Consider the following 25422-nt stretch of genomic DNA (forward strand, 5'->3'; position numbering starts at 1 on the left):
CAACGTGCCCTACAACGGACCCGTCATCGACGCCTTCTACCACCCGGGGTGGGCGGCCACCACCGCCGACACCTTCGGCGACCAGGAGTCGTGGCGCCAGGATCCCCAGCGCGCCCGCGCCATGCGCTTCTTCGACCAGGGCGGCGACAAGCCCGTCACGAAGCCGGCGACGGCGGCCGAGAGCCGCCAGGAGCTCGTCGACAACAACGTCGAGCTGGCGATCTTCCAGGCTTCGCTGTACTACCAGTCGACGCGCCAGGAGCTGGACAGCCGCATCCTGGAGCACGTCGACATCATGAACCAGTTCCCCGGGCAGTACGAGCACGCGGGCACGATCCTCCCGCCGAAGCAGGGCCCCGCCACGTTCTGGGACGTGATGGAGAACCCGCGCATCCTCGAGGAGCACAAGGAGAAGTACGGCATCCGCGGCGTGCACATCCTCCCCAGCCCTTACGGCCTGGCCCCGAACGACCGCTGGTTCTACCCGCTGTTCGCCAAGTGCGTCGAGCTCGACCTGTTCGTGTTCACCTACATCGGCATGCCCGGCCCGCTGTGGCCGACCCACCCGAACTACCCGCTGCACCTCGACGACGTCTGCCTGGCGTTCCCCGAGCTCACCGTCGTCGGCCACCACATCGGCGACCCGTGGGTGGGCATGATGACGCACCTCGCGGCCAAGCACCAGAACCTCTACATCTGCACGTCGGCGTGGTCGCCCAAGCGCTACCCGAAGGAGCTGCTGGAGTTCATGAACGGCCGCTGGCACGCCCAGGCCGGTGCCGACAAGGTGATCTTCGGCACGGACTACCCGCTCATCAACCTCACGAAGGCCGTCACGGACGCGCGCAACCTCGACCTCCCCGAAGACGTGATCGAGAAGTTCATGTACTCCAACATGAAGCGGATCCTCGACGCGCAGGACGAGCGCGCGGGCAAGTGACCGTCTCCGGCATCCTGAATCGACAGAAAGAAGGCCACTCATGAAGTTCGGTCTGCTCTTCGAGCTCGGAGGACCTCCCGGCTCGACCCGCGAAGACGTCAAGAAGATCTACGACGACGCCCTCGACCAGATCACCCTCGCCGACGAGCTCGGCTTCGACCACATGTGGGCGGTCGAGCACCACTTCTCTCCGCCTCACTCGTTCTCGACGGCGCCCGAGGTGTTCCTCACGGCGGCGGCGGTGCGCACCAAGCGCATCCGCGTGGGCCACGGCATCGTGGTGTGCACGCCGCCGGTGAACCACCCGGCGCACATCGCCGAGCGCGCGGCCGTGCTCGACATCGTCTCGAACGGCCGCCTCGACGTCGGCACCGGCCGCTCGAACACGTGGCTCGAGCTGGGCGGGTACGCCGCCGAGCCGCACGACACGAAGCAGTCGTGGGACGAGTACGTGCGGGCGCTGCCGAAGATGTGGACCGACCCGAGCTACTCGAACCCGAACGGGCGCTTCTTCAAGATGCCCGAGCGGGCCATCGTGCCCCAGCCGCTGCAGGACCCGCACCCGCCGCTGTGGGTCGCGGTGACCAGCCCCGGCACCGAGTTCGACGCCGCCGACCGCGGCCTCGGCGTCTTCGGCCTGAGCATCGGCAACTACAAGGCTCAGGAAGAGAAGATCAAGAACTACCGCCGCCGCATCCAGAACTGCGAGCCGATCGGCCCCGCGGTGAACGAGCAGGTGCACATCGTGAACTTCATGCACTGCGGCCTGGACGAGACGGCGGCGCAGCGCGGCCGCGTCATGCTCGACACCTTCAACCACAACACCGCGCACACGGTGCCCGTGAAGGAGGTGTACCCGTCGCCGCTGTACCAGATCGGCGGGTTCCTGCCGACTCTCCGCCAGGAGGCGCTCGGCCCCGGCGACGCGACCGGCATCCCCGAGGGTCTCGCGATCGGCGAGCCCGACCGCATCATCGAGGTCGTCAAGCACTGGGAGTCCATCGGCGTCGACGGCATGAACTTCGTGATCCAGGCGTCCGAGGTCCTCTCGCACGAGGACGTCATGGAGAGCCTGCGCAACTTCGCGAAGTACGTCATGCCCCAGTTCAAGACCCCCGAGGAGCTGGCTGCGCCGGTCGCCACGGGTCTGAGGAAGGTGTAAGCCATGTCGGAGACCGCTGCGCCCAAGATCACGGGCAGCTCCGAGACGATCAAGCACATCGCCGACTACGCCGAGTTCGGCAAGCTCGACCCCGAGCTGCTGCTCGCGGACGCGCCGGTGATGCCGAACCTCGACGTCGAGCCGATCACGTTCGAGCGGGCCGAGCTCATCCAGGTCTTCGCCGAGATCCCGATGGGTTCTCTCGAGGAGCAGATCCCGCCGGCGCTCGCGCCGACCAACCCGAGCTTCGTCTCGTGGCGCGGTCTGCACCTGCCCGAGACCCCATGGGGCCCGGTGACGATCGCCGAGACGCGCCTCGTCTGCCGCGCCGGGTTCCGGCCGCGCGTGTTCCTCGTCGAGGGCCGCACCGACAACGCCGAAGCCGCCAAGGCGCTCGCCGAGGGCTGGGGCTTCCGCCTCCGCGTCGCCGACCGGGTGAGCCTGCGCCGCTGGGCCGACCAGACGGTGCTCGAGGTCGAGGACGAGGGCCAGACCATCCTCAAGGTGCGGATGGTCGAGCCCACCCCGACGAACGGCACGTCGTTCGGCCTCAACGCGAACGTGAACATCGCGCACACGCCGCTCGGACCCAAGCTCGTGCAGGCCGGCGCCGACTGGACGTTCCACAGCGCCGACCTCGGCCGCCCGCGCATCGACGCGTTCGTGCCCGAGGCGTGGGGACGAGGGGGCGTCGTGCCGACGTATCCTGTCTCCGCGGTGGCGGGAACGGCCGACGTGACGTTCCGCGAGATCAAGTTCGTGTCGGACGTCTCGCAGCCGGCCCTGTTCGGGACGACAGCCATCCGCTGACCCGCGCTGTTCGACCGCACACCACGCACCAACGAAGGAGCCCCCATGGCCAGTGAGCCCCTGGACCGAGTGTTCGAGGATTCGCCGGTTCCGGAGTATCCGTCGTTCGAGGCGATCCAGGTCGGCGTCGACGACGGCATCGCCGTCGTCACGCTCGGCGCCGACCCGGATCGCCCCAACCCGACCACGACGATGACGCCGGAGCTGCTGCAGTTCTTCCGCATCGTGCGCGACGACCCGACCGTCCGGGCCATCGTGATCGTCGGCCGGGGCAAGGTCTTCTCGGCAGGCGGCGACGTCAAGGTCATGGGGGAGCGCTCCAAGCGCATGGACCCCTCGGTCAACCCCGCGTGGGTGAAGCGTCTGCCCGTCGACCGGGCCACGGACTTCATGACGGCGCTGCTCGAGGTCGACGTGCCGGTCGTCGCCGCGGTCAACGGCCACGCCGTCGGCGCGGGGCTGCGCATCGCGATGCTGTGCGACTACGTCGTCGTGGCCGACGACGCGAAGGTCGGCGACCCGCACGTCAAGCGCGGGCTGGTCGCTCCCCAGGCCGTGCTCCTGGGCGAGCTCATCGGCGCGCGCCGGGCACGTTCGCTCGTGCTCACCGGGCGTCTGCTGCGCGGCGAGGAGGTCGTCGAGTGGGGGCTGGCCGACGAGGCCGCCCCGCGCGACGAGGTGCTCGACCGCGCGCTGGCGCAGGCGGCGCAGCTGGCGGAGCTTCCGCCGCTCGCCTTCCGCTGGACCAAGCGCGCCCTCAACAACCGGGTGAAGGCGGCCGTGGCGCAGTACGCCTCCGAGGGGTACGCGCTCGAGAGCCTCACCATGCTTTCCACCGATCACGCGGAGGCCGCGGCGTCGTTCGCCGAGAAGCGCGACCCGCGACCGTACGAGGGGCGATAGCCGATGGAATTCGGAATCGAACAGGCCGAGCGCGAGGTCCTCGCGGAGTTCCGCGCGTATCTCGACGATCTGCACGCCGAGGGCTTCACCCCGGCCGTGCCGCCACTGGTGCGACCCGACCACGCGATGGCGCCCGAAGACATCGCCGAGCGCCGCCGCTTCATCCAGCGCCTCGGCCGCGACGGGTGGCTGGGCATCGCCTGGCCCGAGGAGTTCGGCGGCCGGGACCTCGGCTACCTGGCGCAGTGGCTCGTCATCGAGGAGCTGTCGTGGCGCAAGCTCCCCGAGATGCTCATGTCGGTCACGATGATCGGCCCGACGCTCATGCGCGCGGGCTCCGACGAGCACAAGCGCCAGTACCTCGGCGGCATCCTCGCCGGCGACATCGAATTCTGCCTCGGCTTCAGCGAGCCGGGCGCCGGCACCGACCTCGCGGCGCTGCAGACCCGCGCCGTGCTCGAAGGCGACGAGTACGTCGTCAACGGCCAGAAGGTCTACACGACCGGCGCGCAGTACGCGACGCACATCTGGCTCGCCGTGCGCACCGGCGCCCCCGACTCGCGCCACCGCGGCATCACCCTGCTCATCGTGCCGATCGACACCCCGGGTATCACGATCCGCCCCATGATCACGCAGGCCGACTACCGCACCAACGAGGTCTTCTTCGACAACGTGCGGGTGCCGGTCGCGAACCGCGTCGGCGACGAGAACGGCGGCTGGGCCGTCATCTCGCTGTCGCTCGACCTCGAGCGCAACCTCAACGCCAACCTGCAGGTGCGGGAGCTCGACGAGATCATCGAATGGGCGGAGGAGCCGGATGCTGACGGTCAGCGTCCCGCGGACGACGACCTCGTCCGGGTCGAGCTCGGCATGCTCGCCGCGCGCGTCGAGATCGTCCGGCTGATGTCGGCCCAGGTGGCGTCGCTCATCGCCCGCCAGGAGCCGCTGGCGTCGGAGGCCTCGATGGCCAAGGTGTGGAGCTCGGAGACGTTCCAAGAGCTGCCGAGCGTGGCGCTCGACCTCATCGGTCCCGAGGGCCTCCGCTCGGTCGGCTCGGCCGGGGCGCCGGTGCACGGCCTCCCGGAGCTCGACTACCGGGAGTCCCCGGTCCGCAAGTTCGCCGCAGGCACCAACGAGGTGCAGCGCGACATCATCGCGCAGCGCGCCCTCGGGCTGCCGCGCAACCGCTGACGGAAGGAGTCGCGTGGACACGCGTCTGTCGGAGATCCAGCAGGAGTTGGTCGCCGCGGCGAACGCCGCACTCGAGAAGCACGCCGACATCGACACGATCGATGCCACCCTGGCGCTGCCGTGCGGCTACGACGAGCGCCTGTACGGCCTGTTCGCCGAGCTGGGATGGACCTTCCTCGGCTTCGAGACCGACGAGGAATCGACCCTCGTCGAGCTCGGGCTCGTGGTGGAGCGGCTCGGCTACTTCGGTGTGCCGACACCGCTGCGCGCCGTCATGTCGGCGGCGAACCTCGTCGCCCGGGCAAGCGGCGGAGATGCGCCGCTGCTCGCGCAGATCTCCGAGGAGGGCACGATCGCCGTCGTGGTCGACGCGACGCGCGGCAGCGCGCGCCCCCGGCTGGTCGAGTGGGCCGGCGTCGCGAGCGTGCTCCTCGTCGCCACGCGGGACGGCGACGAGGTCGTCGTGCGGGCGGTGGATGCAGCATCCGTCTCCATCGAAGCGGTGGAGGTCTTCGACGCGGAGCGCACCGACGAGGTGCTGCTCGGCGACGCCGCCGGCGACGAGATCGGGCGCCTGAGCGACGAGGCTTGGCAGGAGTGGCGGGCCGTCGACCGGCTGCTGCGCGCGGCCGACATCCTCGGCGCGTCGCGCCGGTCGCTCGATCTGACCGTGCAGAACGCGAAGACCCGCAACCAGTTCGGCCGGCCCATCGGCGCGTTCCAGGCTGTTCAGCACCGCGCGGCCGACATGCGCATGGACATCGAGGCGACCTCGCTGCTGGTGTGGTCGGGCCTGTGGCGCGCCGCGCACGGCCACGACGTCATCCGCACGTCGCTCATGGCGGCGTGGCAGGCGTCCGAGACGGGGGAGCGCGCGTCGAAGAACGCGGTGCAGCTCCACGGCGGCGTCGGGTTCATCAAGGAGTACCCGCTCCACCACTTCTACCGCCGCACGAAGGCGCAGAAGCTGCGCTTCGGCGCATCGCGCGACCTGCTGCGCGAGCTCGGCGGCGCCGTGCTGACCGCGGCGCGCACCGGCGACTTCCGCGAGCGGTTCGTGGACTGGCCGGAGTCGTCCGAATGAGCGCACCCGTCCCTCTCGCCGGCCTCGTCGTCGTCGAGCGCTCGCGCGGCATCGCCGGCGCGTTCGCAGGCCGGCAGCTGGCCGACGCCGGCGCCGACGTCGTCGTGGTGCGGCCCGATGCGCCCGCGTGGTGGGCCGAAGACGTGCGCGACGACCTGCGGGGCTATCTCGACGCCGGCAAGCGCGTCGTCGACGATCCCTCGTTCGAGGTGTTCGCCGGGCTCGCCGCGTGCGCCGACATCGTCGTGTGGGAGTGCGCGGTGCCGCCGACGGGCGACGAGATCGCCCGCATCGGCGCCGATCGCGCGCTCGTGCTGATCACGCCGCGCGGCATGACCGGGCCGCGTGCGCACGAGCCGTGGACGGAGTTCACGCTGCAGGCCGAGTCCGGGTCGCTGCACCTCCGCGGCGACGAGGACCGGCACGCGGTGCAGAGCGGCAGCGCCGAGACCCTGTGGCTCACCGGCGCCGTCGCCGCCACCGCGAGCCTCGCCGCGCTCACCCTCGGGCGCGCCAGCGTCACCGACTGCTCGATGCTCGCGGTCGGCATCTGCGCCACGAACAACTTCATCGACCTCGGCTCGTCGCTGTCGGAGGACACCCCCGACACGCCCCGCGCCCGGCGGCGGCTGCTGCCGTCGGTCGAGCCGGCGAGCGACGGCTGGGTGGGCTTCAACCTGGGGTCGGCGCAGAACCTCGAGGACTTCCTCGTGATGATCGACCGGCCCGAGCTGCTCGCTGACGAGCGGTTCCGCTCGGCCGCGGGCCGCTACGACAGCGGCGACGAGTGGAACGACATGGTGCGCGCGTGGACGAGCGCGCACACCGTGCAGGAGATCCTCGAGACGGCGACGCTGTTCCGCGTGCCCGTCGCACCCGTCAACGACGGCCGCTCGATCCTCGAGGACCCGCAGATCGTCGCGCGCGAGTTCTTCCAGCCGGCGCCCGACGGCGTGGGCGTCCACCCCGTGGCGCCGTACCGGTTCGCCGGCGGACGCCCGGGCCGCAACCGCACCGCGGCCGCGGCCGTCGCCGCCGCGGATCTCGGGCTCGACGCCCGGCCCGCGCGGTTCGACCCCGCTCTCGACGGCGTGCGCGTCGCGGACTTCGGCTCGTGGTGGGCGGGTGCGCTCGCGAGCGAGGTGCTCGGCGCGTACGGCGCCGAGGTCGTGAAGGTCGAGTCCACCCGCCGTATGGACGGCGCCCGCTCCATGATGGGCGCGCTGCGCATGCCGCAGCGGCCCGAGCGGTGGTGGGAGGTGAGCCACTACTACCTGGCGAACAACCACAACAAGCGCGGAATCACGCTCGACCTCACGCAGCCCGAAGGCAAGGCGCTCGTCGACGACCTCATCCGCTCGAGCGACGTGCTCATCGAGAACTACGCGCCGCGCGTGCTCGAGAGCGCCGGGCTCGACTGGACCGCCGTGCACGAGCTCAACCCGCGCCTCGTCATGGTGCGCATGCCCGCGTACGGCCTCACCGGCCCGCGGCGCGACCAGGTCGCGTACGCGCAGACCGTCGAGCAGTTCTCGGGCCTGTGCGCCCGCACCGGCTACGCCGACCGGCCGCCGCTCAACCCGAACGGCCCGGGCGACCCGATGGGCGGCTTCAACGCCGCCTTCGCGACGCTGGCCGCGCTGCACGCGGCGCGCGCGGGGGGCGAGGGTCTGCTGGTCGAGGCCGCGCTCGCCGAGGGGGCCGTCGTGCTCGCGTCGGAGCAGGCCATCGTGTACAGCCGCACCGGCGAGCTGCTCGGCCGCGACGGCAACCACTCGGCGTCGGCCGTGCCGCAAGGCGTGTACCCGGCCGACGGCGCTCCGCAGGGCATCGCGTTCTCGGTCCAGGGCGACGCGCAGTGGAACGGCCTCGTCGCGCTCGCCGGCGACGCGCCGTGGGCCGCAGATCCCCGCTTCGCGACCTTCGACGGGCGCCGCGCGCACCGTGAGGAGCTCGACGGCCTGCTGGCCGCCTGGACGGCGACCCAGGACGCCCCGGCGCTGCGCGACGCGTTGCGCGCACTCGGCATCCCTGTCGCGTTCGCGGTCGACGCGCGGTTCACCCACGACGACCCGCAGGTGCAGGCGACCCGCTACTACGAAGCGGTCGCGCACGACGTGGCCGGCACGCTGCCGATCCCGACGCTGCCCTTCCGTGTCGACGGCATCGACCGCTGGTCGCGCACGCCCCCGCCGGGGCTCGGGCAGCACAACGCGCTCGTGCTGACCGAGGTGCTCGGACTCGACGACGACGCCATCGCCGGGCTGTTCGCGGCCGGCGTGATCGGCACCGAGCCCGCGCGCAGATGACAGCCCCGGTGTGACCGGAAGAACGAAGACCGACCCGCAGGAAGGCAGGAGCGAGATGCACGAAGTGGTGCAGGACTACGCGGCGGAGCAGATCGCGACCGGCTTCAGCTGGACCGAGTGCCCGCGCTGGCACGACGGTGCGTTCTACTTCTCCGACATGTACGCCGCGCGGGTCATCCGCGTCGAGACGGATGGCTCGTGGTCGGTGTTCGCCGACTTCTCCGAGCGTGTGGGCCTGGACGGCGCCCGTGTGGTGACCGTCGGCATCGGGTTCCTCCCGGACGGCCGCCTGATCGCGAATTCGATGTTCGAGCGGGTCGTGCTCGTGTGGGACGGCGAGAGCACCGAGGTCTATGCCGACCTCCGGCCGTTCGCGCCGGGTCCCGTCAACGACATGGTGGTCGACGCCGAGGGCCGCGCCTACGTCACGCAGCTGGGGTACGACCTCTGGAAGAAGGAGGAGCCGGTGCAGACCGCCATCCTCCTCGTCGACACCGACGGCTCGGTGCGGGAACTCCGCGAAGCGGGCCTGTACACCGCGCCCAACGGCATCACGATCAGCGCTGACGGCCGCACGGTCGTCACCGCCGAGGCGCCCGAGAAACGGCTCATCGCCTTCGATCGCGCGGCCGACGGCATCCTCTCGGCGCCGCGGGTGTTCGCCGAGCTCGACCTGCTGCCCGACGGCGTCTGCTTCGACGCCGACGGCGCGGTGTGGGCGGCGCAGCCCGGGGGCGGCGCGGCGATCCGCATCGTCGAGGGCGGCGAGATCACCGCACGCGTGACCGTCGACCCCGAGCGCGGCGGCCGCACCACGGCGTGCGGCCTCGGCGGCGAGGACCGCCGCACGCTCTACGTGTGCTGCGGCTTCGAGGTCTGGGACTTCGACGCCTCGGTCGCCGGCGCGCAGGGATCCATCTGGGCCGCCGAGGTGCCCGTCGGCGCGGGGGAGTCCCGCCCGTGACCGGCCGCTCCGGGCCGCTGGCCGGCATCCGTGTGATCGAGCTCGCGGCCCAGGGCCCGCTGCCGCTGGCCGCCACGCTGCTCGCCGACAACGGCGCCGACATCATCCGCGTCGACCGCCCGGGCGCCGCGCAGCGGGCCGACGCAGCCTCCGACGTGTTCGGCCGCTCGCGCCGGACGATCGTGCTCGACCTCAAGGACCCGCGCGGCGTCGACGCGCTCCGCGAGCTCGTCGCGAGCGCCGACGTGCTGCTCGAGGGCTTCCGCCCCGGGGTGCTGGAGCGCATGGGACTCGACCCCGTCGACCTCCTCGCAGCGCACCCCTCGCTCGTCGTCGGCCGAATGACCGGGTGGGGCCAGGACGGCCCGCTCGCGCTCGCGGCCGGCCACGACATCAACTACCTCGGGCTCACCGGCCTGCTCGACGCCATCGGCGAGCCCGGCCGCGCGCCGGTGCCGCCCCTCAACCTCGTGGCCGACTACGGCGGCGGCGGGATGATGCTGGCATTCGGCGTCGTGTGCGCCGTGCTGCGCGCCCGTGCGACCGGCACCGGCGAGATCGTCGACGCGGCGATGGTCGACGGCGCCGCCTACCTCGGCTCGCTCTTCTACGGCCTCGCCGAGCGCGGCGTGTGGGGCGGCCGCGGCACGAACACGATCGACGGCGGCGCGCACTTCTACCGCGCCTACGAGACGTCCGACGGCCGCTGGATGACCGTCGGCGCGATCGAGCCCGTCTTCTACGCGGCACTCCTGCCCGTGCTCGGCATCGACCCCGTCGACGCCCCACAGCGCGACAAGGCGCGCTGGCCCGAGCTGTCGGCGACCTTCGCGGCTGTCTTCGCCGAGCGCACGCAGGCCGAGTGGGTCGAGGCGTTCGCCGGCGTCGACGCCTGCGTCGCCCCCGTGATGACGCTGACGGATGCTGCGACCCACCCGCATCTGGCGGCCCGGGGCGTGCTCCCGCGCGTGGAGGGCCACCTCCAGCCGGCGCCCGTTCCGCGCTACGCGAGCGGACCGCTGGACGAGCCGGACGCCGCGCGCCCGCAGGGGGCGGACACCCGCGCGGTGCTGTCGGGCCTCGGATGGACCGGCGACCGGATCGATGAACTGGTGGCGGCCGGAGTGGCCGCCGAGGCCGAGGAGGCGCGTGCGGATGTCTGACGAGATCGGGGTGGCCGGGGCATCCGTCATCGTCACCGGCGCGGGGCGCGGCATCGGCCGTGCCGAAGCACTGCTCCTGGCCCAGCGCGGCGCACGCGTGTGCGTCGTCGACCTCGGCGCCAGCGTCGACGGCTCCTCGCAGACGGCCGAGGATCCCGCGGCCGAGACGGTCGCCGACATCCTGGCGGCCGGCGGCGAGGCGTTCGCGGTGCGGGCATCGGTCGCCGACCCCGAGGGCGTCGCGCGCATCGTCGACGAGACGGTGAGCGCGTTCGGCGGCATCGATGCGCTCGTCTGCAACGCCGGCAACTTCGCGGTGCACGACTTCCCCGAGATCGACCGCGCGACCGTGCAACGGTTCCTCGACGTCCACCTGTTCGGCTCGCTCGAGCTCGCGCGCGCGGCGTGGCCGCACCTCGCGCGCAGCACCGCCCCGCGCATCGTGAACACCGTGTCGTCGGCGCTCTGGGGCGTGCCGGGCATGGTGCCGTACGGCAGCGCGAAGGGCGCCGTGCTGGCGCTCACCCACAATCTGGCCGTCGCGGGCGCGGCCCGCGGCATCCTCGTCAACGCGATCGCCCCCGGCGCCGGCACCCGCATGATCGACGCCACCGGCGACGCGCTGCCGTCGGGCTTCGCCGAGACCATGAAGCAGACCATGCCGGCCGAGCTCGTCGCCCCGGTCGCCGCGTTCCTCGCCTCGCGCGACTGCGCGTTCACGGGCGAGGTGCTGTCGGCATCGGGCGGGGGAGTCTCGCGGCTGGTGACGGTGCGCACGCCCGGCATCCGCGATCCGCATCTCACTCCCGAAGGCGTCCGCGACCGGATCGACGCCATCCTCGACCTCGACGGCGCGAAGCTGCACGAGACCGGGGCGCGCGTGCCGACCGGGGCGGGGCGCGTGCTGACGGAAGGGGCGTCGCGATGACGGCCGAGCGGGTGCTGGACGCGGGGCACGTCGACGACGCGCTGCGGCTCACGGCGGCGCTTCGTCACCTGGCCGACACCGCCGTGCGCTCGCGGCCGGGCGCTCACACGGCTGCTGCGGCCGCGCAGATCGAGGCGATCGTCGCGGAGCTCGAGGAGCACACGGTCGACGAGGTGCTCCCGTGGTCGTACGCGCTCGACCCCGAGCAGAAGCAGTTGCTGATCCGCCTCACCGGCGGCGACAGGTCGAACAGCGCCGGACGCGCGTGGTCGAGCTTCAACCCGATCGCACCGCCCGTCGACATGGTGATGGACGGCGAGGAGCACGTCGGTCGCGTGGCGCTCGGGCCGGCGTTCACGGGTCCTCCCGGACGCGTGCACGGCGGCACGGTCGCGACGCTGCTCGACCACGCGATGGGAGCGCTGCTGTTCCACCTGGGCCGGCCGTCGTTCACCGCCCGGCTCGAGATCGACTACCTCGCGGCCGCACCGCTCGGCGCGCCGCTCGACCTCCGCGCCAACGTCGAGCGCATCGACGGCCGCAAGTCGCACGTGCGCGCGACGATCTCGGTCGACGGCGAGGTCGCCGCCCGGGGTTCGGGTCTCTTCCTGACGATGGCGAAGTGACGACATGACCACCGATGACGCCCGCCAGGCCGCGACCGTCGTGATCACGCGGCTCGGGCCGTCCGGCACCGAAGTGCTGATGCTGCGGCGATCGCCCGGATCGCCGGCCTTCCCGGGCATGTGGGTGTTCCCCGGCGGCACGGTGTCGGACGCCGACCGCGCGAGCGGCGGCGATCCGCTGCGCGCCGCCGCGATCCGCGAGGTCGCGGAGGAGTGCGGACTCGTGCTCGACGCCGACGCCCTCGAGCCGCTGTCGGAGTGGCTTCCCCCTTCGCAGGCCCGCGCGCGGTTCCGTACGAGCTTCTACCGGGCGACGTTCGTCACGGGCGACGTGCGAACCGACGACTTCGAGGTCGTCGACCACGCGTGGATCACCGCCGCGGGCGCGCTCGCGCGCCACGCCGACGGCACCTGGGACTTCATGCCGCCGACCTGGGTGACCCTCGCGGCGATGGCGAGCGGCGACGTCGACCCGGCGCGAGAGTTCCACTCCCACGTCGTCGGCAGTGCTCCGACGGTGCTGGCATGGGCGGGCGACGAGCACCATCCCGATCGGCCGGGTCCCGTCGGGGCGCGGCACCGCATCAGACTGGGTGAGCGCCCGTGGGTGTACCTGCGCCACGACGCGCACGAGCCGGCCGAGCCGGAACCGAAGGAGGCAGCCGCATGACGGCGACCATCACCACGCTCGACGAGTTCGAACGGGAGTTCCGCGACGGACTCGGCGTGCCGCTCACGCCCCGGGCATGGCGCACGGTGACCCCGGAGTGGGTGCAGCGCTTCTCGGACGGCGTCGGCGACTACAACCCGCTGTACCGCGACGAGGAGTACGCCGACGAGGCGCGCTTCCACCAGCTCGTGGCCTCGCCGGCCTTCATCTTCTCGATCAACTTCGGAGCCATGGCATCCATCTGGGGTCATCTCGCCCCCGGCTCGGTGCCGATGAACGCGCTCACGATCCTCTACGGGGGCGCGCGCATCCAGTGGCACCGCCCCATCTGGGTCGGCGACCGGGTGCGCGCGATCGAGACTCCCGAGTCGATCACGCGCAAGGCGCTGCGGCAGATCCCCGAGGCGCTGGTGTGCACCGGCCGCACCGAGTACTTCAACCACCGCGGCGAGAAGATCGCGACGCTGCACAACGACATGCTGCGCTTCGCGAACCAGGGGCGCGGCGTCGAGGCGGCACCTCGCGACGTCGGCGAGCAGATCGCGCCCGACCCCCTGGTGTGGTCGCGCGATCGTCGCGGTGCAGCACCGCTCTACGGCGACGAGGTGGCCGTCGGCGACGAGCTCCCCGAGCTCGCGAAGGGCACCTTCACCCGCACCGAGCTGTACCTCTTCGCGCACGGCGCGCTCAGCACGAAGCGCGCCGCGAAGGTCGCGCCCGGCGCCGTCGACGTCGGTGCCGGCGGCCGTGCGGATCCCGAGTACGCGCGCAAGGAGCGCGCGCAGGAGGGCAGCTTCGACTTCGGCCCGCAGCGCTTCTGCTGGATGATCCAGCTCGTGACAGACTGGATGGGCGACCAGGGCACCCTCGAATCGTTCACGGCGCGGCTGCACCGCCCGAACATCGTCGGCGACACCAATCGAGTGCGGGGCCGGGTGACCGGCATCCGTCCCGACGGTGACGACTTCGTCGCCGAGGTCGCCGTCGAGGTCGTCAACCAGGGCGACGCCACCACGACCGCGGGAACCGCGACGGTGCGACTGCCGCGCGACGGTGCGGACCTCGGCAACGAGATCCTGTTCACGAAGGATGTCGCCTCCCACGTCGGGATGTACGGCTGACCCCGTCGTACCCCAGCCCACCCAGACCCCCGCGCGGCGCCGCCGCCGCGCGATCCAGGAAGGAACCCCACATGCAGCTGAAGCCCGGACTCAAGCTCGCGAGCGCCGTCTCACCCGCCCAGTTCGTCGTGATCCGCGGCGCCGGGGAGATCGCGCTCACCCACGGCGGTGTCGCCGTCGTGACCGATGCGCCGGCCGAGTCCGCCGCCGACGGACTCGCGGGCGAGGTGCTCGTCGGCAAGCGCTACTCCGACGAATCCGGCGACCTCGAGCTGTTGTGCGTCAAGGCCGGCGGGGGAGTGCTCGCGGCCGACGGCGTCGAGCTCACCGTGAAGGCCGCCAAGGCGCTTCCCGCGTCGGACTGACGCACTGCGCAACGAGAAGCGGGCCTCCCCTCAGGGGAGGCCCGCTTCGTCGTGTCTGCGGGCGACGGCGCCGAGCCGTCGTCAGTCGCCAGACGGCTGGCTCGCGACGGCGCGCTCGGCCTTGCGGGCGGCCATCACGAGGCGGTCGGCCGCGTCGGCGAGGTGGGCGCGCGCGTAGTCGGCCCTCATGCCCGACAGTGACAGCGACAGCCGCACCGAGCCGTCGGGGCCGAGCACCGGCACGCTCACGTTGCGCGGGTCGATGCCGTCCGGGCCGACCGTCAGCGGCTCGTGGAAGTTCGCCGCGATCATGCGCTGCACCGCGTCGGCCGAGGGCTCCGGACGCACCGACACGGCCCAGCCCCGCTCGGCGGAGATGTCGAGCACCGTCTCGGCCGCACCGCGCTGGTCGTCGGGCACGCCCTGCAGCCACTGCTGGCGTCGCTCCGGGGTGCCCCACGCGGCGAACGGCAGGGCGAAGGGCGGGCGGAACGGCACCCGGTCGCCGGCGCGGACCGCGGCGCGGTCGCTGAAGGGCGACCACGTGGTCGCGACGAGCACGAGGCGGCCGTCGATCTCGGCCGTGGCGCTCGCCTCGACGCCAAGCTCCGACGCGATCGCCTGCATCTGGTCGCGCACGGCGTTCACGAGCCGCACCTGGTGCTGGTCGTGGAAGTCCTCGGCGACGAGGGGGCCGGAGCTGAACTTGCCGTAGCCGCCGCGGAAGAACACCAGCGGCAGTGCCGGCGTGCCCATCCGCAGGTCGACGACGTCGCCGAGCACGATGTAGTGGTCGCCGGCGTCGAGGACGTCGCGCACGGTGCACTCGATCCACGCCAGCGCACCGTCGAGGGCGGGGGCGCCGGTGACGCCCTCGGTCCACGACAGGCCGGCGAACTTGTCGTCGCCGCGGGCCGACATCGCGCGGCAGACGTTCTCCTGCGCCGATGTGAGGACGTTCACGCAGAACTTGCCCGCAGCCTCGATCTGGGGCCACGAGCTCGAGGTCTTGGTCGGGAGGAATCCCACGATGGGGGGATCCATCGAGACCGAGGTGAAGGAGCCCACGGCCATGCCGACCGGCTTCCCCTCGGCCGTGCGGGCCGTGACAGCCGTCACCCCGGTCGGGTACTGTCCCAGCACCTGACGGAAGACGTTCTTGGTATCGGTCATGCTCGGGTCTCCTTCACCGGTGGTCTCAGAACAGACCCGACAGTGCGCCGCCGTCGACGTACAGGTTGGTCGCCGTGACGTACTCGCCGTCGTCGCTGAGCAGGTACGTGACCATCTTGGCGACGTCGGCGCCCGTGGGAAGGCGACGGCGCAGCACCTTGCGGGGCACGTGGGTGCGCTCGGTGGATTCGCCGTCGTTGCGCATCGTGGTGGCCATCATGCCGGGGCCGACGTTGTTGACGCGGATGTTGTGCTCGGCGAGGTCGGCGGCGAGGCCGAACACCATCTGCCGCAGGGCGCCCTTCGTCCCGCCGTACGGGACGTGGCCCAGCACGCCGCGCTCGGCGTTGGTCGAGGTGATCGTGACGATCGCGCCGCCCGTGCCCTGCTCGGCCATGACGCGCGCCGCCGCCTGGATGAGGAAGAACGCGCCCTTGAGGTTGATGGTGTGGATGCGGTCCCAGTGCTCTTCGGTCACCTCGAGCGTGTTGGCCGAGCCGCTGACGCCCGTCGAGTTGACCAACGCGTCGATGCCGCCGAGGGCCGCCTTCGCCTCGTCGATGCCGGCTGCGATGGAGCCGAGGTCGCCCACGTCGATGTGCACGGCGTGCGCCTCGCCGCCGGCGGCGGTGATCGCGTCGACGGTCTCCTGCGCGTACTTCTCCGAGATGTCGGCGATCACCACGCGGGCGCCCTGTGCGGCGCACGCGAGCGCGATGGGCGCGCCGATGGCGCCGCCACCGCCGGCGACCACGACTCGCAGCCCCTGGAGGCGCTGGCTGTAGGGCGTGTCGGTCATGCTTGCTTCTTTCTGTCTGCGAGGGGGATCAGAGCATCGCCACGGCGTTGCCGGTCGAACCGACTCCGCCGGGGATGTTGAGGGGAACGGCCATGAAGAGGAACGACGACCGCTGCTGCGCGCGGAGCGCGACGTGCAGGGCGTCGAAATCGAAGAGCTCGCCGAACGGCATGCCCAAGAGCGCCAGCGCGCGGCGGTGGAGGCTCCCCGACCCGCGCCGGCCCGGAGCCGCCTCGACGCCGGGGTTGTCGGCCGTGACGGCGGCGACGCCGCTGTCCCACAGCAGCTCGGCCATCTCGCTCGAGCCCGACAGGCCCGGCCACGTGAAGCGGCCCGCGACAGCCTCCCGCTCGGCGGCATCGGCGTCGTGGTAGTACTGCATCCACCCGGTGCGGACGCACAGGATGTCGCCGGAGCGCAGCGGCTCGCCGGTAGCCTCGATCGCCGCCTGCAGCTCGTCGGCCTCGATCGGGTCGACGGGAGCGGACGGGTCATCGGCGAGGGCGGCGAGCGTGCGCTCGGAGATGTCGACCAGCACGCCGCGGCCGATGATCCCCGACGCCCAGTGCTGCACCCCGATGGTGTCGCGGTCGTTCTCGAAGTCGATCTGCACGCCGCTGAACCAGCCGTGATCGGGGATCACCAGGTGGCGGAAGCCGTCCCACTGGGTGGACGCCTGCGGGAAGAGGTCGTCGATGCGGTCGTCGATGAAGTTGCGCTTGCTCGGGCCCGTGAAGGTGTGCTGGTAGGGCCGGCGGCCGAACAGCGTCGGGTAGGGCTCGTCGAGCGGGAGGTCGAGGTTGATCGTCTCGCCGGTGCGCACGGTGGCGACGGCGTCGCGGCGCACCTCGGGCGTGATGCGGTTCAGCGTCCCGAGCGGATCGCCCGCGCCCCAGTGCTCCCACGCATGCCGTTCGTCGCGGTCGGCGGTCAAGAGCGGCAGGTCGGCGTATCTCACGTCTGAAAGGTTCCCCATCGAATCCATCCTCATCTGATCTCAGCAAAGGTCTTTTTTGATAAAATGTCAAGTATCAAAAACAGGGCGGGGAGCACTCGCACCGTCGCCCTCGTCATCATCCTCGTCCCCGTCGACCACCCTGCTCGGTCCCGTAAACGGGCTCGCCGCGTCCAGCGCCGACCCGGGGATGAGCGTCTCGGGCAGCGGCGCCGTCGGCTCCGGCGCCGGCGGCGCGGAGGTCACCGGCGGCAGCTCCTTACGCGGGCCCCAGCGCAGCCACGCGGCACCGGCGATGGTCGCCGCCCCCGCCGCGACGGCGCCGACGGCGACCGACCAGTGCCCGCCCCACGTGTCGGCGATGATCCCGAGCAGCGGGGATCCGACCGTGGAGCTGCCCATCAGCACCGCCATGTACGCCGCGAGCACCCGACCGCGCACGAGCACGTGCGTCGTCGACTGCACGTACCCGTTCGCTGTCGCGAGCGCCAGGATGACCGCGAAGCCGGTGAAGACGACGGCGACCGTGTACCAGCGGATGTCGGGCGCCAGCGCACCGCCGATCGCCGCGACGGTGAGGAGCGCGAACGACGCGACCATGACGCCGAGCCGCGCCCGCTTCGCCCGGGCGGCGTACAGGGCGCCCGCCAGTGAGCCGATCGCGACGATGGAGTTCACGATGCCGAAGTCCGCAGCATCCCCTCCGAAGGTCTCGACCATGATCGACGACGTCAGCGGGATGTTGATCGCGAAGGCGCCCACGACGAACATGCTCGCGCAGACGAACACGAGGTCCGCGCGCTTGGCGAGGTAGCGCACACCGCCCCAGACCCGCGGCGGTCGCGGCGGCCGCGCGCGCGGCACCAGCTCCTTCGGGCGGATCAGCACGAGCCCGACGATGAGCGCGAGGTAGGTGGCCCCGTTGGCGACGAACGCCCATCCCGCTCCCACCGCGACGAGGAGGATGCCCGCGGCCGCGGGGCCCGCGAGGCGCCCGAGATTGAAGGAGGCCGAGTTCAGTGCGATCGCGTTGGCCACGTCGTCCTGCCGCACGAGGTCTGTGACGAACGTCTGGCGCGCCGGGATGTCGCAGGCGTTGAGGATGCCGAACGCCAGGCACAGCCCGAACATCAGGGGCAGCGTCATCGCGCCGGCGAGGGTGATCACCCCCATGCCTGCGACGAGCAGCAGCATGAGCGAGTCGATCACGATGATGAGCCGCCGCCGGTCGAAGCGATCGGGCAGCCAACCCGTCAGGGGGAGGAGCAGCAGCGGCGGTGCGAACTGGAGGCCGAGGGCGACGCCGACGGCGGTCGCATCGCCGTCTGTGAGCTCCGTCAGGATGAACCAGTTCATCGCCGTCGACTGCACCCACGTGCCGACGTTCGACACGATGCCGGCGAGGAACCAGATGCGATAGTTGCGGGCTCGCAGCGAACGGAACATCGCGCTCACCGCGTCCTCCTCAGCCTCGATAACGTATATTTGATATTCCAGCATACAAAGGAGTTGCGATGAGGGATGCTGCAGCCCGGAGCCCGCGATGAAGATCGTGGTTCTCGTCAAAGAGGTGCCGGACACGTACGGCGACCGCACGCTGTCGCTCGAGACCGGCCTCGCCGACCGCGGCGCCTCGGAGGCGGTGCTCGACGAGATCGGCGAGCGCGCGCTCGAGGTCGCGCTGTCGCACGCCGACGCCCACCCCGGCACCGACATCGTGGTGCTGTCGATGACAGCCGAGACCGCCGCCGGCACGGTGCGGAAGGGGCTCGCGATGGGCGCCTCCTCGGCGGTGCAGGTCGCAGACCCGGCGCTGCACGGCGCCGACCTCGGGCTGACGGCACGCGTCCTCGCCGCCGCGCTGCAGCGCACCGGGTTCGACCTCGTGATCGGCGGCAACCTCTCGACCGACGGCGCCGGGGGAGTGATCCCCGCGATGGTCGCCGAACTGCTCGCGGTCCCGGCCGCGACCGGGCTGTCGGAAGTCGCGATCACCGACGCGGGCGTGGCGGGCGTGCGGGCATCGGACGGCGCGACGATGCGGGTCTCGAGCCCGCTGCCGGCCGTCATCTCGATCACCGAGGCCCTGCCCGACGCGCGCTTCCCGAACTTCAAGGGCATCATGGCGGCGAAGAAGAAGCCGTTCGAGACCCTGACCCTCGCCGACCTCGGCGTCGCCGCCGACGACGGGGCCGCGGCATCCTCCATCGTCGTCGGCATCGCCGAGAAGCCCGCGCGCGCCGCGGGCGTCAAGATCACCGACGACGGCGATGCCGGGGCCAAGCTCGCCCAGTACCTCAGCGACAACCGCCTGGCGTGAAAGGACCGTGACAGTGGCATTCTCAGCGGATTCGATCCTGGTCCTCCTCGACGTGACGCCCGGGGGCGAGCTGGCGAAGAGCTCGGCGGGCCTCCTCGGCGCGGCCGCCGCCGTGGGCTCCCCGGTGGCGCTCGTCGTCGCCCCGGACGGGCGGCTCGACGCCCTCGCGCAGGCCGCCGCGGCGCTGGGCGCGGGGGCCGTCCTCACCGCCCCGCGCGAAGAGTCAGCCCTCGGTGTGCCGGTCGTGGACGCGCTCGCCGCCGCGGTGACGCGCGTGCAGCCCGACGCGGTGCTCGTGTCGAACTCGACCGAGAGCCGCGACGTCGCGGGCCGCCTCGCCGCCCGGATGCGCGCGGCGCTCGCGGTCGACGCGGTCGGCGTCGCGCGGGACGACGAGGGGATCGTCGCCCATCACTCCGTGTACGGCGGCGCCTACAGCGTCACGAGCGCGGCGACCTTCGGGCCGCTCGTCATCACCGTGCGCCAGGGCGCCGTCGACGCGCGGGCGGATTCCGCCCCGCTGACCGTCGAAGCCCTCGCCGTCACGCCGTCGGGTGTGCCGGCGGCGCGCATCGACGCGGTCGACGAGGTCGTGGTGTCGTCCACGCGCCCCGAACTGCGCGGTGCGGCCAAGGTCGTGTCGGGCGGCCGCGGGCTGGGGTCGCCGGAGAAGTTCGCGCTCGTCGAGCAGCTGGCCGACGCGCTCGGCGCCGCCGTCGGCGCGTCGCGCGCCGCCGTCGACGCCGGGTACGTGCCCTACGCCCACCAGGTGGGCCAGACCGGCGTGTCGGTGTCGCCGCAGCTCTACATCGCGCTCGGCATCTCGGGTGCGATCCAGCACAAGGCCGGTATGCAGACCGCCAAGACGATCGTCGCGATCAACAAGGACGCCGACGCCCCGATCTTCGAGGTCGCCGACTTCGGCGTCGTCGGCGACCTCTTCACGGTGGTGCCGCAGCTCATCGAGGCCCTCGACGCGAAGAAGGCGTAGCCCGCCATGGCGACGAACGTCTCGACGCTGCGCCGCGGCCTGCCGCGTACCCCCGGCGGCGACCCCTGGCCCCCCGCCGGTCCTGCCCTCGCGTCGGCGCCGGTCGCCGACGCGGCGCACCCCGCGGGAGTGGATGCTGCGCCCGCGGGTTCCACGACCCCCGCGGTCGTGGTGGCCGACGTCGACGCTGTTCCGCAGTCGGTTGTGGCGGGTGCGCAGGTCGACGACGCGCCGAAGGTGACTGCGGAACCGCGGGCTGCTGCCGCGACGCGGCCGGTGCGCCGGGGGCTGCCGCGTGTGCCCGGCGGCGAGCCGTGGCCGCCCGCGAGTGTGGCCGCACCCGCCACGAACGTGGCCGCGGTGGCCGCGTCCGATGCCGGTGCGCGCCCAGACATGACACCTTCACCGGCCGGGCAACAGATGACACCGTCGGCGGACGCGAAGGCGCTGCGCCGGGGCCTGCCCCGCGTGGCGGGCGGCGAGCCGTGGCCGCCGGCCGGGTTCGCACCGGCGGCGACCGTCGCGACCGCGACCGCGGCGGCCGAGACCGCGGTGGTGGATGCTGCGTCCGCACCGAGCGCGGAGGCGCCGGCGGTTGCGGTGGCGGAGGTGGCAGCATCCGTTCCTCCTGCCGTCCCCGCGACCGCGACCGGAACCCCGCTCGACCGGCCGCTGCCGTTCACGCGCACCGTGTGGGCGGGCGCGACCGCCAGCACCCACCCGGCGGCCAAGCCGGAACCGAAGCGGATCGGCCCGTTCACCCGAACCCAGTGGGCCGGCGCCGTCATCGTCGGCGGGGCCGGACTGCTGTACGCCGCCGCGATGGCCGTGTTCGCGGTGCGCTGGCTCCTGAGCACCGAGTGGGGTGTGGACTTCCTCGCCGCCTATCCCGGCGAGTACCACCTACCCGAGGGCGCCCCCGTGGGCTTCCCGGCGTGGCTCGGGTGGCAGCACTTCTTCAACGTGTTCCTGATGGTGCTCATCATCCGCTCGGGGCTGCAGGTGCGCACGCAGCAGAAGCCGCCGGCGTACTGGACGCCGCGTCGCGGCGGCGCGCAGGGCAAGGTGAGCCTGACCGTGTGGTTCCACCAGTCGCTCGACGTGCTGTGGGTCGTGAACGGCCTCGTCTTCATCGTGCTGCTGTTCGTCTCGGGGCAGTGGATGCGGATCGTCCCCACGAGCTGGGAGGTCTTCCCGAACGCGGTGAGCGCCGCACTCCAGTACGTCTCCCTGGACTGGCCCACCGAGAACGGCTGGGTGAACTACAACGGGCTGCAGCAGCTCGCGTACTTCACGACCGTCTTCGTCGCCGCCCCGCTCGCGATCGCGACCGGCGTGCGCATGTCGGGATTCTGGCCGAAGAACGCGACGGGGCTCAGCAAGGCGTACCCGATCGAGTGGGCGCGCGCCGTCCACTTCCCGACCATGCTGTACTTCGTGGTGTTCATCGCGGTGCACGTCTTCCTCGTCTTCGCGACGGGTGCGCTGCGCAACCTCAACCACATGTACGCCGCGCAGGGTTCGGTCGATCCGAACGCGTACGCCGACAACTGGACCGGGTTCTGGCTCTTCGCCCTGTCGCTCATCGTGATCGCCGCGGCCTGGGTCGCCGCCCGCCCGCTCGTGCTCGCGCCCATCGCCCGCCTGTTCGGAACCGTCAGCAGCCGCTGATCCCGCCATGCCCCGCTCCGACCGCCGCCTCACCCGCCTCGCCACCTGCGTGCGGGCGCCGAACCCCGGCCCGATGACGCTCGACGGCACGAACACGTACGTGCTGCGTGCGCCCGGGTCGCTGCGCGTCGTCGTGGTCGATCCCGGCCCGATCGACGAGGGCCACCTGGCAGAGATCGAGCGGTTCGGCACCGTCGAGCTGATCCTGCTGACGCATCGCCACCACGACCACTCCGACGCGGTGGCACAGCTCGCCGCGAAGACCGGCGCCGTCGCGCGGGCCGCCGACGAGCGGTGGTGCCTCGGCGGCGAGCCGCTCGTCGACGGCGAACGCATCCACGCCGCCGGCACGATGATCGAGGTCGTCGCGACGCCCGGCCACACGTCCGATTCGGTGTGCTTCGTGCTGCCGGACGACGCGGTGCCCGACGGGCAGCCCGGCACCGCGCCGTCGATCCTCACCGGCGACACCATCCTCGGGCGCGGGACCACCGTCATCGCCCACCCCGACGGGTCGCTCGCCGACTACCTCGCCTCCCTCGGACGGCTCCGTGCGCGGGGCCCGCTCCCTGTGCTGCCGGCGCACGGCCCGGCGCGGCCGGATCTCGTCGCCGTGTGCGACGCGTACATCGCGCACCGCCACGACAAGCTCGAGCGGGTGCAGGCCGTCATCGGCGGTCTCGCGCCGGATCCCGCGGACGCCGAGGTCGTCGAACGCGTGATCGCGGCGGTGTACACCGACGCGCCCGACAGCGTGCTCCCGGCCGCGCGGGCCTCGGTGCGCGCCCAGCTCGCCTACCTCGCCGACCGCGTGTAGCCGGCGGGCGTCACCGCGACACCCGCCGACACCCGCAGGTCACGACGTCTCGTACCGGTACCCGCCGCCCGTCGCCTGCTGGAAGTCCTTCGACTCGTACAGCGTCGCCTGCGTGGCACGCTCGTGCACGATCGCCTCTGCGAACCGTGCGCGCAGCGGTGCCCGCATCGTCTCGCGGATCGCCGTCAGCGCCTCGCGCGGCTGCGCAGCGAGTTCCGCCGCGAGGGTGGCCGCAGCATCCGTGATCCCCTCCAGCGGCGCGACCCTGTCGACCAGCCCCCACGCGCTCGCCTGCTCCATGCCGACGCGCGCGCCGAGCGAGAGCAGCTCGGTGGCACGCTGCGGGCCGACGAGCCAGGGGAGGGTCGCGGTGAGACCGAAGCCGTGGTGGATGCCGATCTTCACGAACTTCGGCCAGAGGTACGCGGTGTCGGCGGCGACGCGGTAGTCGGCGCACAGGGCGAGGCCCATGCCGACGCCGATGCTGCCGCCCGTCAGCTCGGCGATCCAGGGGGTGCGCAGCTCGAGCAGTCCCGGCGCCACGGCGTAGATCGCCTCGGCGGTGTCTTCGGGGTCGCGGGCGGTGTCCCAGTCGCGGCCGGCGCAGAAGTGCTTGCCTGCGCTGCGCACCACGATCGCGCCGCACGCGGGGTCGGCGTCCAGCGTCCGCAGTCCGGCGAGGAGATCCCTCAGCACGAACACCGTCAGGTAGTTCTCGGGCCCGCGGAGGATCTCGACGACGCCGACGCCGTGTTCGTCGGGCTCCGTCACGCGCACGTTCGCCTGGTCTGACATCGGCGCCTCCTCATCGACCCGACCAGTTTACTGATTTTTGATATGCTCGCCACCGCACGGCCCATACGTCATGCCGCCGCTCGAGGCGGCTCGAAGGAGAGCACATGTCGATCGGCGGTTCCAGCGCACTGGTCACCGGGGGCGCGAGCGGTCTCGGCCTCGCCACCGCGAAGCGGCTCGCCGCCGCAGGGGCGAAGGTCGTCATCGTCGACCTCCCCTCCTCGCCCGGCGCCGCCGCGGCGGAAGAGCTCGGGGGAGTGTTCGCCCCCGCCGACGTCACCGATCCTGCGGCCGTCGCCGCAGCCGTCGAAGTGGCCGTCGCGCACGGCCCGCTGCGGGTCGTCGTGAACTGCGCCGGCATCGCGCCGCCGGCGAAGGTGCTCGACCGCGAAGGCGAGCCGTCGCCGCTCGCGGGCTTCGCGAAGATCGTCCAGATCAACCTCATCGGCACCTACAACGTGATCTCGCAGACGGCCGCGGCGATGGCCCGCACCGACGCCGATGCCGACGGCAGCCGCGGCGTCATCGTCAACACGGCGTCGGTCGCCGCGTTCGACGGGCAGATCGGCCAGCCCGCGTACGCCGCCAGCAAGGGCGGTGTGCACGCGATGACGCTGCCGATCGCCCGCGAGCTGGCCCGCTACGGCATCCGCGTATGCACCATCGCGCCGGGCATCATGGAGACCCCGATGCTCGCAGGCCTCCCGCAGGCCGCCCAGGACTCGCTCGGCCAGCAGGTGCCGTACCCGCAGCGCCTCGGCCGCCCCGACGAGTACGCCGCGCTGGTGATGTCGATCGTCGACAACGGCTACCTCAACGGCGAGACGATCCGCCTCGACGGCGCCATCCGGATGGCGCCGAAGTGACCGCCGACCTCGGCGCCGCGTCGTCGCCGGTGCGCCTCTCGGTCGAGGCCGGCGTCGCGCGCCTGACCCTGAACCGCCCCGACCGGCTCAACGCGTTCGACGAGCAGATGGCCCACGCGTGGGTGGCGGCGACGACCGAGGCCGTGTCGCGCGACGACGTGCGCGCCATCCTCCTCGACGCGGCCGGATCCGCCTTCTGCGCCGGCGGCGACGTCCGCGCGATGGCGGCGTCGATGACTCAGGGCTCCCAGCTCGAAGACCTGGCGGCGCTGATCAACCTCGGCATCCTCGCGCTCACCGAGTCCGCGATCCCCGTGGTCGCCGCCGCTCACGGCGCGACCGCCGGCGGCGGCCTCGGCATCCTGCTCGCGAGCGACTACTCCGTCGTCGGCGACAGCTCGCGCATCGGCAGCCGCTACGCGCAGGTGGGGCTCACGCCCGACCTGTCGGTGTCGGCGCACCTGGCCGCCGCGGTCGGTCAGCGGCGCGCCCTGCAGCTGCTGTTGAGCGATCGGATGCTGCGGGCCGACGACGCCCTCGACTGGGGGTTGATCGCCGAGATCGTGCCCGACACCGAGGTCGCAGCCCGCGCGGAGGAGATCGCCCGGGAGTGGGCGGACGGCGCCTCCGGCGCGTACGGCCAGGCCAAGCGCCTGGTGCGCACGCGCGAGGACCGCTCGTTCGCCGAGCAGCTGGCCGAGGAGGCGCGCAGCATCGGCGCCGCCTTCGACACCGACGACGCGCGCGAGCGCGTCGCCGCGTTCGCCGCGCGCTCGGCCGCGCGCCGCTGACCGGCGCG

25 protein-coding genes are annotated in these 25422 nt (G+C 72.3%); 20 read left to right on the plus strand and 5 right to left on the minus strand.

The annotated features are described in order from the left end of the window. The first annotated feature begins 4 nt into the window (after positions 1–4). From ACFC1I_RS00560 to ACFC1I_RS00625, 14 genes are all read left to right on the plus strand, one after another. Positions 5–940, plus strand: a complete 936-nt coding sequence (locus ACFC1I_RS00560; RefSeq protein WP_376005773.1) for an amidohydrolase family protein — start codon at positions 5–7, stop codon at positions 938–940. A gap of 40 nt (positions 941–980) precedes the next feature. Then, positions 981–2102 (plus strand): LLM class flavin-dependent oxidoreductase, encoded by a 1122-nt coding sequence (locus ACFC1I_RS00565; protein ID WP_376005775.1) that lies wholly within the window; start codon positions 981–983, stop codon positions 2100–2102. A gap of 3 nt (positions 2103–2105) precedes the next feature. Next, positions 2106–2912, plus strand: coding sequence for a hypothetical protein (locus ACFC1I_RS00570; RefSeq protein ID WP_376005777.1), 807 nt, complete (start codon positions 2106–2108; stop codon positions 2910–2912). A gap of 45 nt (positions 2913–2957) precedes the next feature. Next, on the plus strand, positions 2958–3815 hold the full coding sequence (locus ACFC1I_RS00575; RefSeq protein ID WP_376005779.1) for an enoyl-CoA hydratase/isomerase family protein: 858 nt from the start codon (positions 2958–2960) through the stop codon (positions 3813–3815). 3 nt (positions 3816–3818) lie between these two features. Further along, positions 3819–5006 (plus strand): acyl-CoA dehydrogenase family protein, encoded by a 1188-nt coding sequence (locus ACFC1I_RS00580; RefSeq protein WP_376005780.1) that lies wholly within the window; start codon positions 3819–3821, stop codon positions 5004–5006. A 13-nt stretch (positions 5007–5019) separates the two neighbouring features. Next, positions 5020–6090 (plus strand): acyl-CoA dehydrogenase family protein, encoded by a 1071-nt coding sequence (locus tag ACFC1I_RS00585; RefSeq protein WP_376005782.1) that lies wholly within the window; start codon positions 5020–5022, stop codon positions 6088–6090. Then, positions 6087–8399 carry a CoA transferase gene (locus ACFC1I_RS00590; protein WP_376005783.1) on the plus strand — a complete coding sequence of 771 codons (2313 nt, stop codon included), beginning with the start codon at positions 6087–6089 and terminating at the stop codon, positions 8397–8399. Before ACFC1I_RS00585 ends, ACFC1I_RS00590 begins: the two co-directional genes overlap by 4 nt. Before the next feature lie 55 nt (positions 8400–8454). Beyond that, complete coding sequence (locus tag ACFC1I_RS00595) at positions 8455–9363, plus strand: SMP-30/gluconolactonase/LRE family protein (RefSeq protein ID WP_376005784.1); 909 nt, start codon at positions 8455–8457, stop codon at positions 9361–9363. Beyond that, positions 9360–10526, plus strand: coding sequence for a CaiB/BaiF CoA transferase family protein (locus ACFC1I_RS00600; RefSeq protein ID WP_376005786.1), 1167 nt, complete (start codon positions 9360–9362; stop codon positions 10524–10526). The genes ACFC1I_RS00595 and ACFC1I_RS00600 overlap by 4 nt, the downstream gene beginning before the upstream one ends. Then, on the plus strand, positions 10519–11454 hold the full coding sequence (locus ACFC1I_RS00605; RefSeq protein WP_376005787.1) for an SDR family NAD(P)-dependent oxidoreductase: 936 nt from the start codon (positions 10519–10521) through the stop codon (positions 11452–11454). The genes ACFC1I_RS00600 and ACFC1I_RS00605 overlap by 8 nt, the downstream gene beginning before the upstream one ends. Further along, positions 11451–12080 (plus strand): PaaI family thioesterase, encoded by a 630-nt coding sequence (locus ACFC1I_RS00610; protein WP_376005788.1) that lies wholly within the window; start codon positions 11451–11453, stop codon positions 12078–12080. Before ACFC1I_RS00605 ends, ACFC1I_RS00610 begins: the two co-directional genes overlap by 4 nt. Before the next feature lie 4 nt (positions 12081–12084). Beyond that, a complete protein-coding gene (locus ACFC1I_RS00615; protein ID WP_376005789.1) occupies positions 12085–12750 on the plus strand; it encodes an NUDIX domain-containing protein in 666 nt (221 codons plus the stop codon). Next, the gene (locus tag ACFC1I_RS00620) at positions 12747–13871 is read left to right on the plus strand and encodes a MaoC family dehydratase N-terminal domain-containing protein (protein ID WP_376005790.1); all 1125 of its coding nucleotides are present in this window, start codon (positions 12747–12749) and stop codon (positions 13869–13871) included. Before ACFC1I_RS00615 ends, ACFC1I_RS00620 begins: the two co-directional genes overlap by 4 nt. A gap of 71 nt (positions 13872–13942) precedes the next feature. Next, positions 13943–14236 (plus strand): hypothetical protein, encoded by a 294-nt coding sequence (locus ACFC1I_RS00625; RefSeq protein WP_376005792.1) that lies wholly within the window; start codon positions 13943–13945, stop codon positions 14234–14236. 81 nt (positions 14237–14317) lie between these two features. Here ACFC1I_RS00625 and ACFC1I_RS00630 read toward each other — a convergent pair whose 3' ends face one another. The 4 genes from ACFC1I_RS00630 to ACFC1I_RS00645 are packed head-to-tail and all read right to left on the minus strand — an operon-like array spanning position 14318 to position 18609. Continuing rightward, complete coding sequence (locus tag ACFC1I_RS00630; RefSeq protein ID WP_376005794.1) at positions 14318–15409, minus strand: flavin reductase; 1092 nt, start codon at positions 15407–15409, stop codon at positions 14318–14320. A gap of 25 nt (positions 15410–15434) precedes the next feature. Beyond that, positions 15435–16208 (minus strand): SDR family NAD(P)-dependent oxidoreductase, encoded by a 774-nt coding sequence (locus ACFC1I_RS00635; RefSeq protein ID WP_376005796.1) that lies wholly within the window; start codon positions 16206–16208, stop codon positions 15435–15437. Positions 16209–16236: 28 nt separating this feature from the next. Continuing rightward, complete coding sequence (locus ACFC1I_RS00640; protein WP_376005798.1) at positions 16237–17184, minus strand: cyclase family protein; 948 nt, start codon at positions 17182–17184, stop codon at positions 16237–16239. Positions 17185–17232: 48 nt separating this feature from the next. Beyond that, positions 17233–18609: an MFS transporter gene (locus tag ACFC1I_RS00645; RefSeq protein WP_376006751.1), complete on the minus strand. Its 1377-nt coding sequence runs from the start codon at positions 18607–18609 to the stop codon at positions 17233–17235. A 97-nt stretch (positions 18610–18706) separates the two neighbouring features. Between ACFC1I_RS00645 and ACFC1I_RS00650 the strand changes: the two genes are divergently transcribed. Genes ACFC1I_RS00650 through ACFC1I_RS00665 form a run of 4 tightly spaced genes read left to right on the plus strand, consistent with a single transcriptional unit; the run spans position 18707 to position 22962 of the window. After that, complete coding sequence (locus tag ACFC1I_RS00650; protein ID WP_376005800.1) at positions 18707–19483, plus strand: electron transfer flavoprotein subunit beta/FixA family protein; 777 nt, start codon at positions 18707–18709, stop codon at positions 19481–19483. A gap of 13 nt (positions 19484–19496) precedes the next feature. Further along, positions 19497–20474, plus strand: a complete 978-nt coding sequence (locus ACFC1I_RS00655; protein ID WP_376005802.1) for an electron transfer flavoprotein subunit alpha/FixB family protein — start codon at positions 19497–19499, stop codon at positions 20472–20474. A gap of 6 nt (positions 20475–20480) precedes the next feature. Further along, a complete protein-coding gene (locus ACFC1I_RS00660; protein ID WP_376005804.1) occupies positions 20481–22145 on the plus strand; it encodes a cytochrome b/b6 domain-containing protein in 1665 nt (554 codons plus the stop codon). A gap of 7 nt (positions 22146–22152) precedes the next feature. Continuing rightward, the gene (locus tag ACFC1I_RS00665; RefSeq protein ID WP_376005806.1) at positions 22153–22962 is read left to right on the plus strand and encodes an MBL fold metallo-hydrolase; all 810 of its coding nucleotides are present in this window, start codon (positions 22153–22155) and stop codon (positions 22960–22962) included. 39 nt (positions 22963–23001) lie between these two features. On the opposite strand, the gene ACFC1I_RS00670 is transcribed toward ACFC1I_RS00665, so the two are convergent. After that, positions 23002–23757, minus strand: a complete 756-nt coding sequence (locus ACFC1I_RS00670) for an enoyl-CoA hydratase/isomerase family protein (RefSeq protein WP_376005808.1) — start codon at positions 23755–23757, stop codon at positions 23002–23004. A gap of 104 nt (positions 23758–23861) precedes the next feature. On the opposite strand from ACFC1I_RS00670, the gene ACFC1I_RS00675 reads away from it, so the two are divergent. Further along, entirely contained in the window at positions 23862–24623 is a 762-nt protein-coding gene (locus ACFC1I_RS00675) for an SDR family NAD(P)-dependent oxidoreductase (protein WP_376005810.1), read from the plus strand. Then, positions 24620–25414, plus strand: a complete 795-nt coding sequence (locus ACFC1I_RS00680) for an enoyl-CoA hydratase/isomerase family protein (protein ID WP_376005811.1) — start codon at positions 24620–24622, stop codon at positions 25412–25414. Before ACFC1I_RS00675 ends, ACFC1I_RS00680 begins: the two co-directional genes overlap by 4 nt. Positions 25415–25422 lie beyond the last annotated feature (8 nt).

It is taken from the genome of Microbacterium sp. NPDC056044 (assembly GCF_042267145.1).
In the GTDB taxonomy this organism is placed as follows: domain Bacteria; phylum Actinomycetota; class Actinomycetes; order Actinomycetales; family Microbacteriaceae; genus Microbacterium.